This window comes from Vreelandella nanhaiensis, from assembly GCF_003990185.1.
In the GTDB taxonomy this organism is placed as follows: Bacteria; Pseudomonadota; Gammaproteobacteria; order Pseudomonadales; family Halomonadaceae; genus Vreelandella; species Vreelandella nanhaiensis.
In genome coordinates, this window is the sequence record NZ_RZHF01000028.1 from 134 (window position 1) to 16,074 (window position 15,941).

Annotated in this window: 8 protein-coding genes; all 8 read right to left on the reverse strand. The window is 56.8% G+C overall.

What is annotated here, in order from left to right:
* Positions 1–104: 104 nt before the first annotated feature.
* The 8 genes from ELY38_RS16880 to ELY38_RS16920 all read right to left on the reverse strand — a co-directional run bounded on the left by ELY38_RS16880 (position 105) and on the right by ELY38_RS16920 (position 15,940).
* Complete coding sequence (locus ELY38_RS16880) at positions 105–614, reverse strand: REP-associated tyrosine transposase (protein ID WP_127063337.1); 510 nt, start codon at positions 612–614, stop codon at positions 105–107.
* 274 nt (positions 615–888) lie between these two features.
* Complete coding sequence (rnk, locus tag ELY38_RS16890) at positions 889–1,302, reverse strand: nucleoside diphosphate kinase regulator (protein ID WP_127063339.1); 414 nt, start codon at positions 1,300–1,302, stop codon at positions 889–891.
* A 150-nt stretch (positions 1,303–1,452) separates the two neighbouring features.
* The gene (gene gdhA / locus ELY38_RS16895; RefSeq protein WP_127063340.1) at positions 1,453–2,805 is read right to left on the reverse strand and encodes an NADP-specific glutamate dehydrogenase; all 1,353 of its coding nucleotides are present in this window, start codon (positions 2,803–2,805) and stop codon (positions 1,453–1,455) included.
* Positions 2,806–3,277: 472 nt separating this feature from the next.
* The gene (locus ELY38_RS16900) at positions 3,278–4,885 is read right to left on the reverse strand and encodes a gamma-glutamyltransferase family protein (protein WP_127063341.1); all 1,608 of its coding nucleotides are present in this window, start codon (positions 4,883–4,885) and stop codon (positions 3,278–3,280) included.
* Positions 4,886–5,003: 118 nt separating this feature from the next.
* Positions 5,004–5,552 (reverse strand): transcription/translation regulatory transformer protein RfaH, encoded by a 549-nt coding sequence (gene rfaH / locus ELY38_RS16905; RefSeq protein WP_246009177.1) that lies wholly within the window; start codon positions 5,550–5,552, stop codon positions 5,004–5,006.
* Between the two features lie 4 nt (positions 5,553–5,556).
* Positions 5,557–6,921, reverse strand: a complete 1,365-nt coding sequence (locus ELY38_RS16910) for an aminotransferase class I/II-fold pyridoxal phosphate-dependent enzyme (RefSeq protein ID WP_127063342.1) — start codon at positions 6,919–6,921, stop codon at positions 5,557–5,559.
* On the reverse strand, positions 6,918–14,279 hold the full coding sequence (locus tag ELY38_RS16915; protein ID WP_127063343.1) for a type I polyketide synthase: 7,362 nt from the start codon (positions 14,277–14,279) through the stop codon (positions 6,918–6,920). The genes ELY38_RS16910 and ELY38_RS16915 overlap by 4 nt, the downstream gene beginning before the upstream one ends.
* Positions 14,276–15,940 carry an LTA synthase family protein gene (locus ELY38_RS16920; protein WP_127063344.1) on the reverse strand — a complete coding sequence of 555 codons (1,665 nt, stop codon included), beginning with the start codon at positions 15,938–15,940 and terminating at the stop codon, positions 14,276–14,278. The genes ELY38_RS16915 and ELY38_RS16920 overlap by 4 nt, the downstream gene beginning before the upstream one ends.
* Position 15,941 lies beyond the last annotated feature (1 nt).

Below are 15,941 nucleotides of genomic sequence, written 5' to 3' on the forward strand. Positions count from 1 at the left end.
GCTCGTGCCTCGCGAGATTCGTTACCACGCGCTACGGGTTCAAGCCTCATTAGAACATGTGCCTTGCACGTGTTTTGCGTAATGCGATGACCCGTAGCGCGATGTTATTCCCAATCCATCTGGGCAATGTCTGGCGCGTCCTGCTTACCCCACTCCTTGTCGTACCATCCTTTCTCTACGCACTGATGAAAGCTTGACCACTTCCATTCGCCTGGCGCTTTGGCCCAGCCATGTTTTACCGGGTTGTAATGGATGTAATCAACATGCTGTCGCCAGTCGTTTTCGTCGCGAATGACATGTTCCCAGAATCCTCGCTGCCAGGTGCTTGAGCCCCCCGCGGGAAGAAGAAACTCTTTCGATGCGTATTTTTTGATATCTCTCCAGCGCGATGAATAATCCGTATCACCCTCTGGCAGTGTCCAAATGCAATGAAGGTGATCGGGGAGCAGCACAAAGGCTTCCATAGTGAAGGGCTGCTCGTCGCGTACTCGGCGAAAGGCACGGCCAAGAGCGTTAACATTTAAGGAATCAGCAAGCAGCGATTGGCGGGCATAGGTAACAACGGTAAAGAAGTAGGTGCCTCCGGGAACATGTGCTCTTCGATATGTTGCCATTGCTGCCTCGTTTCATAAATATTAAGTGTGTTGAGGCATCAGGATAAGGAGCTGCGAAGAATACTTCATCTTAACAGGCATGTGCAGTGGACTGGGTGGGGTGGTCTGGGCGGCTTAACGCCGCCATCCGCGGGTGCCTTATTTGCTCATGCCTCGCAAAACGTTACCACGCGCTTCCTTGGCGGCTTCCATGTAGCGCGTGGTCAGCACCAGCGCACCCGCAGCGGCGGCCAGGCGCGCGAGCAGCGCGCATAGTGCAGCTGGGGCAGGACGGTTAACGATGAAACTGTTTTTCGCGCTCGGGCTGCCAGAGAATGGCATCTACGCGCAGCTGCACGGTTGCATTGTTGGGGATAGGCCAGTGAATGACATCGCCGACCTTGAGACCAATCAGGCCTGCGCCAATTGGGGCCATGACGGAGATGGCATCTTCGACTGAGTCCATCGCATGGGGGTACACCAGCGTACGGATCATCTGGCGCCCGCGCGTCAGGTCGGTAAAGCGAATCTGACTGTTCATGCTCACGACGTTATCCGGAATCAGCTCCGGGTCAATCACCTCGCCGCGCATTAACTCTTCTTCGAGCAGTTCAGCTACCGCCTGCTCTTTGTCTGTCGCGTTATCGATTAAGCGCTGCAGGCGTTCGGCATCGAGACGGTTAATAATGATCGGAGGGCGCTGCTCCATGTTACTCTCCTTAGAAAGCAATAAAATCAAACATATACTTTGATTAAATGGTAAATAAACGATTTTTGTACCTACCAATAAAAACAGCCCTCCCCAGAAGGGAGGACTGTTCACCAATGCCAGTGTAAGCGATCTAGCAGTGGAAGGCGATTACATTACGCCTTGCTCGATCATGGCATCCGCCACTTTTCGGAAACCGGCAATATTAGCGCCCAGCACCAGGTTGGTAGGGGCGCCAAACTCTTCAGCCGTGCTGGCGCACTGTTGGTAAATGTTGGCCATGATTTGCTTGAGCTTGTCATCCACCTTTTCAAGTGGCCATTGTTCCATGCTGCTGTTCTGGGCCATTTCCAACTGGCTGGTCGCGACGCCGCCTGCGTTGGCGGCCTTGCCCGGGCCATAGGCAATCTGCGCTTCCAAGAAGAGATCAACCGCTTCTGTGGTGGAGGGCATGTTGGCGCCTTCGCTTACACAGTACACACCGTTAGCCAGTAATATTTCAGCGTCAGATTTTGTCAGCTCATTTTGCGTGGCACACGGGAAAGCCGCATCGCCTTTGATGCGCCAAACCGCATGGCCGTTTTCGGGGTAATCCTGGGTAGGGATATATTGTGCGTCAGGGCGCTCGCCTACATACTCTTCAAGCGAGGCACGCTTCACTTCTTTGAGCTGTTTGAGAAGCTCAAGATCGATGCCGCTTGGGTCATGGATCGTGCCACGCGAGTCGCTACAGGTAACGGGGGTAGCGCCCAGCTCATAGAGTTTTTCAATGGTGTAAATGGCTACATTGCCCGCCCCGGATACCAGGCACGTCTTGCCTTCAAGACCTTCATTACGAGCAGCCAGCATGTTTTGAGCGAAGTAAACGGCGCCGTAGCCAGTGGCTTCTTTACGGCCGAGTGAGCCACCCCAGTTTAAACCTTTGCCGGTCAGCACGCCTTCATAGCGGCCGGTGAGGCGCTTGTATTGGCCGAACAGGTAACCGATTTCACGGCCGCCAACGCCAATATCACCTGCTGGCACATCGCAGGTAGGGCCAATATGGCGATGCAGTTCGGTCATGAATGCCTGGCAAAAGCGCATTATCTCGTTATCGGATTTGCCTTTGGGGTCGAAATCGGCACCGCCTTTGCCGCCGCCGATGGACAGGCCGGTAAGCGCGTTCTTGAAGATCTGCTCGAAGCCCAGAAATTTGATCGTGCCCGCCGTAACGCTGGGGTGAAAGCGCAGCCCGCCTTTGTAAGGACCAAGCGCGGAGTTAAATTGGATACGATAGCCCTTATTGACGTGTACACGCCCAGCATCATCTATCCAGCTAACGCGAAAGAAAATTTGGCGTTCGGGCTCAACGATGCGTTCGATGATGCTGTGGTCATGATAATGCGGATAGCGCTCGAAGAGCGGGCGCAGGCATTCGAGCACTTCTTCAGCAGCTTGATAAAACTCGGCTTGCGCAGGGCTGCTGCGCTGTAAGCGGGTCAGGGTATCGTGAACGTAGGGCATTGGAGTAATTACCGTTAAATGACAGATTAAGTTCTTGGCTGGCCAGCCCTTGGCATTATTTAACTGCCGAAGCGTTTTCTTGCATACCCTATGCCGGTTTGTAATAGCGTAAAAAAACAACCCTATTAGACGAAAGTGGTAGGTGTTTTTATAAAAGCGGGGAAAATGCAAAAAAACGTTTAACGATATTTAAACGGAGTCGCGGTGGGTAAGTCACCACACCATTCACACATAGGTCGAATATAGCGTGGTACTACGTAGCGCGTGGTAAGCGACAGCGCACCCGAGGGAGCAGCGCGGTTAGCGCTACCGGGGTTGGGTGGCCGGGCGCAAGAGCAAGGTTTCGGTAACACAGCCGGAGCGGCTTAGTAGTCGCCTCCCGCGGGTGCCTCATGCGCTCGTACCTCGCGATTCGTTACCACGCGCTACAGGTTTGGATCAGGTGCTATACCCGTAGCGTGTGGCGAGTAAATCAAACAGGGAGGACGGCACCGTCAGCTCGGGGTTCGGTGCCTCCTTGGAGTACGCCGTTTTCGGGGTTGCGTACAATGATCTGCCCGCGGCCAAAGGTGAGCGAGTCGGTGGGCCGAACAATGCGGTGACCACGCCGCTCAAGCGCTTGAGCAAGATGGTCGGGGAAGGCTGGTTCCACTTCAACCGTTCGACCTTCCACCCATTTCCAGCGGGGTAGGTCCAGCGCGGCCTGAGGGTTGAGCTTGTCTTCCAGCATGCTGGTAACCACCTGAACGTGGCCCTGGGGCTGCATGTAGCCACCCATAACACCGAAAGGGCCGATCGCCTGGCCATCTTTGGTGATAAAGCCAGGGATAATCGTGTGGTAGGTGCGTTTGCCGGGGCGTAATACGTTGGCATGCTCTTCATCCAGCGAGAACGACCAGCCCCGGTTTTGCAGGCTGATGCCAGTGCCTGGCACGACGATGCCAGAACCGAAGCCTTCAAAGTTACTCTGGATGAACGACACCATATTGCCTTCATCGTCAGCGGTCGAAAGATACACCGTGCCGCCCATCAGAGGATTGCCATGAGTCGGGTCGATGGCTTTAAAGCCAATAAGCTCGCTGCGTTGCTTGAGGTAAGCGGGCGAGAGCATCTGCTTGACGCTGGGTGTCATGTGTTCCTGTTCGGTGATATAGCGCAGTCCATCCACATAGCCCAGCTTGGTGGCTTCGATGCGCCGATGCAGTGATTCAACAGCGTCGCGAGGCTCGTCGCCCATCGCTTCCAGAATGCCTAGCGCCTGAAGGGCAATCAAACCGCTGCCGTTGGGCGGGATTTCCCAGATATCGTGGCCACGATAACGAACGTTAATAGGGTCAACCCATTCTGGAGTGAACGCTTCCAGGTCTTCCTTGCGCAGGAAGCCGCCGTGCTTGCGTGAGAAGGTGTCCATGGCATCGGCAAGCTCGCCTTGGTAGAAGGCTTTTGCGCGGGTTTCGCCAATCGCACGCAGGGTTTTGGCCATCTCAGGTGAGCGCCATACATCGCCCGCTTTGGGGGCATGGCCCTCTGGCGCGAAATGCTCGAACCAGGGCGCGAACTCGGGACGATCGTATTGACTGTAACGAGCGTGGGCTTTCTCCCAAAGCTGGCTCACCACAGGGGAAACTGCAAAGCCTTCTTCGGCAAGTTGGATGGCGGGTGCCATCAGCGTCTCAAAAGGCAGCTTGCCAAAGCGCTCGGAGAGGGTGGCCCAGGCGCCGGGCGCGCCAGGAACGGTGACCGGCACTAAGCCGTGGGCGGGCATGGCTTCATGGCCTTTTTCACGCACGCCCGCGCAGGAGATACCTATGGGCGCTCGCCCGCTGGCATTCAAACCGTGCAATTCATCTTTCACCCAGACCAGCGCGAAGGCGTCGCTGCCGATGCCGTTCGAGGTGGGTTCAACAACGGTGAGCGCAGCGGCGGTGGCGATGGCTGCATCAATGGCGTTGCCGCCATCGCGTAGGATATTAGCACCTACCTGAGCGGCCAGTGATTGGGAAGTGGCTACCATGCCGCGCTTACCAAACGTGACGGTACGGCGCGAGGCGGCAGGGTAGTAATGAGGGTCAAGATTCATTCGAGAGCTTCCTTATGCCTGGGGCGCCAGGCAGGCCAATGTATGGCTCAACATTAGCAGGATAAGCTTACGAACGTCTTTTGATACTTAGGCTAAGCGTCACGTAACTGAGACCTGTTTACTGCTTGCGCAACTGCTCTAGAGGCAAGTTCAAGTGCTGTGGGCGCTGCAGTACGTTCAGTAGCACAATGGCACGCTCTTCGCCCTTGGTGCGCTCGAATATAGCTTCGAGGTCTTTAAAAGGCCCTTCGGTAATCATGACCTTTTCGCCCGTACAGAAATAGGTATGACTCCCTTCCTGACGATGGGGCTGGGCGCGAAGCGTCTCTATTAATGCATCAGGTACGCTCACGGGGGTATTGCCAAAGATGAGGAGGCGCAGAACACCTCGAGTTGAGCGAATGGGGCGCCAATCGCTTACTACTTGGTCCAAACGGATAAACAGGTAGTAGGGAAACAGCGGTTCGGTCACTGTCGCAGGTTTGCCTTGGCGCCTGCGTTTTACATTCAGCACAGGGTGAAACACCTCATAACCTTGATTTGTGAGATGTTCGGCGGCACGAAATGATTCGTTGCCTTTACACTGAATAACGTACCAACTAGGTAGGGCGCCTTCTTCGATGTGATCTGGTTCTGCATTACTTGGTTTTGCGTTACGTGGTTCCATACCGTTAGCTCCGGGCTTGGGCAAGCAGAGTAGCAAGGGCATCTAGCGTTTGGTCGATATGGGCCTGGGTATGATCATAGGCGAGGAAAAAGCGCAGGCGGGCGCTTTTTTCAGGTACCGCTGGATGAAGAATAGGCTGAACATTGATGTGGTATTGCTCAAGCAGCGTATGGGAAAGGTGAGCCGCCAAGGGCGAGCTGCCCACAATAATCGGCACGACGGCCGCGCCGATGCTGTGACCGGTATCCATGCCGTGCTTTTTGGCCTGCTGCAGGAAGTAGCGCGAAATGGCATGGAGTTTCTCTACCCGCTCGGGCTCTTGCTGCATAAGTTCAAGCACTTTAATGGATGGTGCGGCCACCTGTGCGGGCATGCCCACGCTATACAAAAAGCCTGGCGCAAAGTAGCGCAGCGTTTCTACCAGAGCGCTGCTACCGGCGATATACCCGCCGCAGCCCGAGAGCGTTTTACTCATGGTACCCATCCAGATATCCACATCACGAGGATCAATGGAAAAGTACTCATGAAGGCCAAGACCATTATTGCCCATCACTCCAAAAGAGTGTGCCTCGTCCACCATCAACCAGACCTGATGGCGTTTTTTAAGCTCGATGAATCGCGGCAGGTCGGGGACGTCGCCATCCATGCTGTAAAGCCCTTCGATCACCACGATCACGCGCTCAAACTGGTGGCGATGACGGCTAAGCAGCGCGTCCAGGGCATCCGGGTCGTTATGGGCGAACGACATGCGCTTGGCGCCGGAAAGCTGAGCACCGACAAGCGAGCTGTTGTGGATATACTCGTCGTGGAGCACAAGATCCTTGGCGCCAAGCAGGTAGCCAAGTGTCGAGACATTGGTTGCATGACCGCTGACAAATGCCACGGCGTCGTCTACCTGATACGCCTTGGCAATTGCCTGTTCCAGCTCATGATGAATCGGGCGCTCGCCGGAAACCACGCGGCTTGCAGAAACTGATGTGCCGTAACGGGCTACCGCTTCGCAAGCGGCTTGGGTAACCCGGGGATCGCCCGAGTAGCCCAGGTAGTTATAGCTTGCAAAGTTGATACAGGGTCGCCCCTGAACCACGCTGGTAGCGCCAGCAATGCCTTCATGGACTTTGAAAAAAGGGTCTTTCAAGCCCAGCTGTTCAGCGCCCTGGCGTAGCATGGTTAACTGCTGATAGCCCGGGTGGGCATCAAATCGCGTAAAACGCTCAGCCACCGGGCCGGGTTTGCCATTACCCGTTGGGGGTGAGCCCGTTGGGGTAGAGATAGTGCTGTCATTCGTGCGAGCAGTGGCACGTGGCGCGGTACGCTTACGTGCCTGCTCCAACAGCTGACGTTTTAGATCAGAGCGATTGGCGGTCATGGTGTCTCAGTCGTTGATGCGGAGGGTGCTGACTCGGTAAACCCTTCAGCCCCGTGGCGAGCGGCCAGAGAGGCTAACGCATCCTGTGGGGCCTCTTCAACATCATCGTCATGCTGGTGGAGCTTCTGGATCAGCACACCCGCGAGCTTATCAAGCGTTGAGGCCTCGCTCAGCACCATGACCGGTACCTGAACACCCAAGCGATTTTCAATCGCCGTCATCAGCTCGACACCCATCAGGGAGTCAAAGCCCATGTCGTAGACCGAGCGATTAACGTCAATCTTCTCCTCTTCAATCAGCAGGATGCTGGCAAGCTCCGCCCGAAGAAGATCAGTCACCGTGCTATGCAGTTCTTCCGGTGACAGATCGGCCAGCAGGGCGCTAATATCATCATCGCTCTCATGGCTGCTATCGTCATCGCTGGCGCGGGCTATCTCATCAAAGCGTGGGGCATTGGCGGTGGGCAAAAAGCGCGCCAGCGCCCCCCACTCAAGTTCCAGAACGCCAAGGCTCGGGCCTGGTGTTACCAGCATCTGTTCCAGCACCTTGAGCGCATCATCCGAGCGCAGGGCCGAACCACCCAAACGCTCTTGCAGCGCATCACGCGTACGGGTGTTGCGGGCAAGGAAGCCGACGTCTTCAATCGCGCCCCAGCGTACACAGGTAGCAGGTAGCCCCGCCGATCGACGGCTTGCCGCAAAGGCTTCCAGCCAGTGATTGGCGGCTACGTAGTTGGCCTGACCAGGGTTGCCGAATAGCGTAGTGGCGGAGGAGTAGAGAACAAAGAAGTCTAACTGCTCGTTACGCGTTAGCGCATCCAGATGACGAGCGCCTTCAATCTTGGGCGCCAGCACCTTTTGAATGCGCTCGACGTCTAGGTTACGAATCAACCCGTCATCAATCACTGTGGCGGCATGCACGATACCGCGCAGCGGGCCAAGCTCATCCCTGGTGCGCGCCAGCACGTTAGCCAGCGCATCACGGTCGGTAATATCGCAGGCAACCGCCATCACCTTGACGCCTTGGGCGTTAAATTCGGCAATAGCTGCCTGAGCCTCCTCACTAGACGGACCGCTGCGGCTAAGCAGAATCAGCTGACGGGCGCCTTTGCTCGTAAGCCACTGGGCCGTTTTAAGGCCGAACCCGCCCAGCCCGCCAGTGACCAAATAGCTGCCATCGCTTGAGAGATTTAGCGTTTCGTGGCCAAGCGCCTCATCTTTAGGTGGCGCGATGGGCTGCTCATAGGTGACGACGACTTTACCGATCTGGCGCGCCTGCTGCATATAGCGGAACGCATCAATCACCTGGCTATGACTGAACGCAGTAAACGGTAGCGGGCTGAGTGTGCCGTCATTGAACAGCGCCATCATCTCGCCGAATAGGCGTTGAGTCAGGGCAGGCTGTACCTTCATCAGCTGGTCGGAGTCGATACCGAAGTAGCTCAGGTTGTTACGGAACGGACGTAAGCCGATATGCGTATTTTCATAGAAATCACGCTTGCCCAGCTCCAGGAAACGCCCGAAGGGCCTCAAGGCGCGAAGGTTCTGGTTGATGGCTTCCCCGGCAAGGGAGTTCAGCACGATGTCGACGCCTTCCCCTTGAGTATCTTCAAGAATTTCTTCAGCAAACGTGAGCGAGCGGGAGTCGTAAAGATGCTCTATGCCCATCAGACGCAGGAAGTCACGCTTCTCTTCAGAGCCCACCGTGGCGTAAATTTCAGCGCCCAACCATTGGGCAATTTGCAGAGCGGCAATACCCACGCCGCCTGCCGCGCCATGAATCAACACTTTCTCGCCCGGCTCCAAACGTGCCAGGTGTTTCAGCGCGTAGTACACCGTAAAGAAGGTCGTCGGAATGGTCGCGGCAGCGGCAAAACTTACGCCTTCCGGTAGCGGCGCCACCGCATGTTGGCTGGCAATCAGCCGGTCACTGAAGCTTGCCGGGCCAAAGCCAACGACGGCTTGTCCTGGGGCCACGTGAGTGACGTTGTCACCTACGGCAACGACTTCACCGGAGAACTCAAGACCCAGCGTTGGCCCGGCAAAGCCGTTCTCAATCGCTTCATCAGAGAGCAGGCCAAGGGTATACATCACGTCACGGAAGTTAAGCCCCGTGGCCTTGACCTTGATTTCAACCTCATCGGCCTTGAGCGCAGGCAGTTCACGCGGGCGCCACTGTAGCTGGCGTAATTGGCCGGGAAGTGCAAAGCCTAGCGTCATTGCTTGCCGTGCAGGCGTGTCGGCATCAACTACCTGCTGAGGCGCTGGGGCCGACAGTGTGCGTAGACGCGTAGCAAAGCGTTCGCCCTTGGCATTGATCACCACTTCGTTTTCACGATCCGGTGCTATCAGCGATGCAGCCCATGCACTTAATGCAGCATCGCTAACGTCGTAAGGGATATCCAGCAGGCTGGCTGTATGACCAACGGCTTCATTGGCAAGCGAGCGGCCAAAGCCCCAGAACGCGGCATCATCAAACACGCAGGCAAGCGCTTGTGGCGATTGCCAAAGCAGGCTGACCCCTTGGGTCGTGAGCCATAGCGTTGCAGCCTCAAGCCCTTTTGCTTCAAGTGCAAGGCTCCACTGCTGGGCACGGTGGCAGCGCAGCGTTTGTACCTCAATACCGCTACCTTTCAGGCCGCGCAGATCAATCACGTTAAGTGCTTGGGCGGTATCACCAAACTCGGCTAGCGTCTCATCTAAAAGAGCTTCAGGCAGGCTTTCGCTCTGCTTAACCATGACCTTGGCCTGGCGCGCGGTAAGCGCTTCAGACAGGCGCGCAGCCAGTACCTCATTGGTCTGGTCGGTCACGATGAGCTGACAAGGCATCGCCTGTGAATGCTCTGTTTTTTCAGCGGTCGAAGAAACCGGCACTTGAGCGTGCAACAGGTAAGCGCCGTTCAACCCTTCTTCGAGCTCTATGGGCGCTGAAACGTTAAAGCCCTGAGCATTTAGCCACCCACTAAGCGTTTCCTGCTCCAGTGCCGTTTGATCAATACCGGGCGTGGCTAGCACATCGTCCAGCCAGCGGCTGGGGGCGATGGCGACCACCATGATATGCGCGCCGGGGGCGAGCTGAGCGGGTAGGGTTTCAACCAACTGATGCGTACGGGCAGGCTGAGTGACATCCGCGCTGATAAATGCCAGCTGGGCTTTTTCAGCATTGGTCAGTGCTTGGGGAGCATCATCCAGCGGCTGCACGTCGATAAGCGGGAAACGTTCCTGTAGCTGCTCGGCCTGATGGCGGGCGCTATCATGGGTTGTTATCGCCCGGTAGCGATAGTTAGTGGCCTGACGTGCGTTGGTTAGCTGCTCTAGCAGGCGCTGGCCCAGCGCAGGCGCACAGGGCCCTGCTTCAAGCAGAGACAAACGTTCACCCGTGCCGAGTGAACCAAGCGAGGTCTCCACCAGGCTGCCAAGCTCGCTGGAAAGAAGCTGCCAGCCGCTTTCGCCCACTAACACGCGGTTAAGCCTTGCCAGATGCTCGGCAGAAATATCCAGCGTTTCAAGCTGGGTAGCACCGCTTTGTAACGCTTGGCGGTGCAGGCCAAGTCGGCCTACCAGATGAATAGGGGCAAAGTAGTCGGGGTAATCCTGTACCAGCAGTTGCCAGATGGTTTCCGGCGGCAGCTGCTCGTCGTTACCTTCTACTTCCAAGCCTTGCTGGGCAAACGCTTCGCTCAGACTATCCAGCAGCGGAGCAACTTCCTGGGCATAGCGTTGACCGGTATGTTCAGCATAGCTTTCGCTTAATCCGGCCAGACGGGCCAGGGCTTCCGCTGGCAGCGGCAGAGTGTTGGCCTCAAGCGGGGCAGGGGTAAGCTCGATATCCAGATAGCTAAACTGCTGATGATGAGCACGGTTCAGGCGAATCGCCTTGAAACGCGTTTGGCTAAGCACGGCCACGGCACGGCCTGCGGCATCAAAAAGCTCAAAATCGGCGGTAAACGAGTGGGGCGCGCGCTTGCCCATGACCGCACGGGCAATAACCGGCGCACCTGCTTCGGTATTGACCTGAATGCGGCCAACACGCACAGGCACAAACGCAAGCTGGGCGGCAAACTCACTATGCTGAGCCAGCAGCGGAATAAACAGCTGGAAGGCGCTGTCCAGAATGCCGGGGTGCACGTGAAGCGTAGAAAGCTGCGCCTGAACATCGCTGGAAAGTTCAATCGCGCCGATCACAGCATCTTCTTCAATCCAGCCGTGGCTGATCGCCTGGAAGGCGGGGCCGTAGTGCAGGCCGATTCGCTCAGCCATCTGCAGGTGATTCTCAAGCGTATAGTCTGGCGCTCGCTCAGGCAGTACAGGCGCCTGGCGGTTGAGCAGAAAGCCGCGGCTTTCGCGCATGTTGCGGGCGACCGCGTTCAGCTGCCATTCGTGGCCGTTGGCCGGCTCCCGGGAGTGGATGGTAATGCGCCCATCGTCGGGGCCAAGCGTCAGGCGCATGGTGCGACCATTGGGGCCGTCCAGCAGCAGCGGCGCGCGGATCTCCAGCTCTTCGATATCCAGAAGTGGGTTGTCGTGTTGTTGAAGCGCTGCGGCCAGAGTCAGCTCTACAAAACCCGCGCCGGGGAATACGGCACCTTCGCCAACCACGTGATCGGCAAGCCAGGGCTGGCGCTTGGTATCCAGTTGGCTTTCCCAGGTGTGGTCCTGTTGGGCAAGCGGGTAGCCCAGCAGAGGATGCTGGTAGTAGCGTGAAAGCAATCCCTGGCTATCCTGCGTACTACTTACCCAGTGGCGAGTGTGCTGCCATGAGTAGCGCGGTAGCAGGACATGCTGGCCTTCCACTGGGAATAAATGGCGAACATCAAGCCCTAGCCCGCTTAACAGCAGCTGGCTCACGCTTTGCTGTAACATTTCAGGGCCGGGCTTATGGCGCTCAAGCGTACCGATCACAAGCCCCGTACGCTCTTGCTGGCGCAGTGACTCGTTCAAGTAACGGCGCAGAATGGGGTGGGCGCCAATCTCTACAAATACGTTGTAGCCCTGTTCGATCAACGCTGTAGCGGCATGGTCAAACAGTACCGGCTCGCGGATATTTTTCCACCAGTAGGTGGCGCCAAGCTCCGTGCCCTGGCTGATTTTTCCGGTTACCGTTGAATAGTAAGGAAGCTCTGTCTGGCGGGGCGTGATGCCTGCCAGCGCTTCAATCACACCGGCCTGGATGGTGTCCATAGCCGGGCTGTGGAAGGCGTAGTCCAGCGGCAGGCGCTTGGCAAAAACGCCCTGATCGCTCAATTCTGCTTCAAGTATTACCAGCTGCTCGCGCTCACCAGCCAATGTAATGCCTTTGGGGCTGTTAACGCCTGCCAGGAAAACCTGGTCAAATTCAGGGCGGGCAAGCCAGGGCGCGATATCCTCGGCGCTCATGGCCACGGCCGTCATTTCACCCAGACCGCGGGTTTTACCCTGATAAAAGCTGCGGTAGTAAATCACCTTTACCGCATCTTCAAGGCTCAAACTGCCCGCCGCCCAGGCGGCAGCCACTTCACCCACGCTATGTCCAAATACTGCAGAGGGAACAATCCCTTGGTCTTTCAACCATTCGGTCAATGCGACTTGCAGGGCAAACAGGGCAGGCTGAGCGATTTCGGTAAGCTCAAAGCGGTTCTCACCATTTTGACCGGTCAGCTCATCACGCAGCGAAAAATTCCCATACTGCTGGAACAGGCTATCCACGCGGTCAATGGCATCAGAAAATACTGGCGCTGTGTCCAGAAGATCGCGGCCCATGGTTTCCCATTGGCAGCCATTACCGTCATACACGAACACTGGACCACGCGCGTTGGTTAACCGTTCAAGCGTAGTGACGGTAGTGACGCTGGGGGTGTTTTCACCCTCGGCGAACTGACCAAGCGCTGAGGCGGCTTCTTCCGGCGTTTGGGCAAAGCAGAGCGCACCAAAAGCATGCGGCTCGCGGCGGTTGTAAAGCGTATGGGCGATATCGTAAAACGCGCTGTCGGCATTTTTCAGATAAGCCGCCAAGCTGCGGGCGCTATCAGTCAGGGCATCCTGGCTTTTTGCACTAAGCCGGATAGGCAGTGCATGTGCAGGCGCCACGGTAGGTGTTGAGGTTTTTTCAGGCGCACTTTCCAGTATGACGTGGGCGTTGGCGCCGCCAAAACCAAAGGAGTTGATGCCGATCACCAAACGGCCCTGTTTTTTCAGGGGCTGCGCCTTGGTGACCACATGCAGGTTCCACTCATCAAACTTGATGCGCGGATTCAATTTGCGAATCCCGATGGTAGCGGGCACTTCACGGTGCTGCAGGCTATACAATGCCTTGGCAAGCCCGGCCACGCCCGAGGCGGTTTCCAGATGGCCAACGTTACTTTTGACCGAGCCAATAAGCAGCGGCGACTGGCGGTGTTTACCCAACGCTTCGCCAATCGCACGGGTTTCGATCGGATCGCCCACGGCGGTACCCGTACCATGAGCCTCAAGGTAGTCGATCTCATCGGGCGTAATGCCAGCCTGCTCGTAGGCGCGGCACATCAGGTCGATCTGGGCGCTGGGGTTGGGCACCGTAAGGCCCGATTTATGGCCATCGGTATTCACGGCAGAACCGGCAACCACGGCCAGAATATTGTCGCCATCAGCGATAGCCTGATCATAGTCCTTCAGCAAAAACAGCCCGGCACCTTCTGAGCGTACGTAGCCATTGCCCGCTTCATCGAACACCTGGCAGCGGCCTGTCGGCGAGAGCATGCTGGCCTTCGAGAAAATGATGAAGCCGTAAGGGTGCAGATGCAGGCTGATACCGCCCGCCAGCGCCATGCTGGTTTCGCCGCTGCGAATGGATTGGCAGGCCTGATGAAACGCCACCATGGCCGACGAGCAGGCGGTGTCCAGCGACATGCTGGGGCCGCGCAGGTCAAACACGTAGGAAAGGCGGTTTGAAGCAATGCTTGAGGTGTTACCCGTGGCGGTGGAGGCATCAATGGCCGCCATGTCATCCGCCATGCGGTATGAGTAATCAAGGCTGGCAACGCCCAGGAACACGCCACAATGGCTACCACGCAGGCTGCTGGGCACGATGCCCGCGCTCTCGATGGTTTCCCAGGCGAGTTCCAGCAGCATGCGCTGCTGGGGGTCCATATTGGCCGCTTCACGCGGGGAGATGCCAAAGAACTCGGCATCAAAGCCGCTGATATCGCCAAGGCTGCCCGCGGCAAAGGTGACGCTGGTGCCTGGGTGACGTTTATCTGGATGCCAGAAGGCATCATGGCTCCAACGGTCGGGGGCTACTTGGGTGACTAAATCTTTTTCGGCTTGCAGGTCCTGCCAGAACGTTTCAGGGGTTGTGCCTGGGAAACGATGGGCGGCGCCGATAATGGCAACGCGTTTAGTCATTCTTGCTCCTGAGGTTCTGGTTCTGCCTTGATCACATTGCTACTTATATCGTGTCCAAACGCTTGTTTAAATAGCTGGACGCCAAGTTCATTGGCTGCCAACGCACGCTGGTTTGGCGATACGTCGTCTGGGGGCATGTGCGCCTGTATCTGGCGCCGCGCTTGAGATGGCCCCTGAAAATCAGTTGACCATATCATGTACGGTGTAGTGCCAGTCGGGGGCGAAAAATACCGATATGCTGCGGGTAAAATGGGGACGTGATCGCCGTACCAGCCCAGCAGCCCCGGCCGTTTCGCCTCGCTTAATGCATTTTTGACACTTGCCAGCATTTTGTCGGCCTCACCCAGATGACGCAAATACACCGCTAAATCGCGTAAATGCGTGGGTAGTGGCCAGGGGGCCGTTGGCAGCGCCGCTGCCAAGCTTTCCTGAAGCGGCGCTTCCAGATGCAGTGGGCCATGGTTTTCCATGGTAATCACGAACACAAAGACTGGCCTATTATCGCTATCTTCAAGCAGTCGTCCAACCTTTCGTGCAACAGCAAGGTCGCCAATGTACTGCCCATGTTTATCGCTGCTTTCAAAACTGCTGATATCGATAAATTGATCAAACCCCAGTTGGGGGATCACTTTATGGCGCATATAGAAGCTGGCAGGGTAGGGGTGAATACATACCGTGCGATAGCCAGCCGCCTTGAACGTGCCGGCCAAGCTTGGCAGCGGGTGACGCGACAGCGTGCGGTAGGGGTTGAACTGGCGCGGCCCCCAAACGCTTGGCGTAAGCCCGGTAAGTACAGCGCATTCTGTGCGAACGGTGTTGGCGCCCCAGGCGGGTACGGTTAGCTCGCCGTGTTGCAGGGCTTCTGCGCGTGTGGCGTCAAAATGCGCAAGTAGGCTGTCGGCAATATCGGGATACCAAGGGCGGGGGTCAAAAAAAGACTCGCTCTGAATCAATACCACATTCTTCACAAGCGTGCTGGAAGTGCCGGGCGCGGAGCTTGCGGTATTTAGCGAGTTGGATAATTGATAAAACGGTGACTGCTCAGGTGTTGGGGGCGAGGAGCGCATAAGCGCTATGCCGTAAGCCCATAGGCTGGCAAATGGCCCTAGCTGGTCCATATCTTCAACCGGGTTCAGCGTGATAGGGGCAAGCGCCCGAAAGCCCAGCACTACTAAGGCCGCGCCTGACAAAATAAGCAGGCCCGCATGGGTAATAAAAGGGAGCCCGCCCCACTGGGTAATAAGCGATGGCTCCCAGTAAAGAAATCCACCGATAGCGGCCGCCCCAGCGCTGCTGGCAGCAATGGCCAGGCCGGTACCGAAAAAGGGGACATAGAGACGCGGGTGGAGAAGCGCATCCCAGAAGTATTCGAAATCGTGGCAGATAAACGGCTCACACAGGGTGCTTGATTTGGTGTTGCTGGATTGAACCACTACCAGTTGCAGCGCCAAAATAAAAATTACTGCAAACCAGGGGCGCTGGAGCACCAGAACAAAGATCCCGAACAGCAGCAGCCAACTGCCCAGATGAACACTGTTGGCCGCCATGCCGCGCCGCCAGAACGGTTGTGGGCGTGGGTTAAGCAGTGCTTCAAACACTACCGTTCCCAAGAGCCCTATCAGTAGCGGCCATAAAAGCGGCAAAGCCAAGGAGGTGGTCATT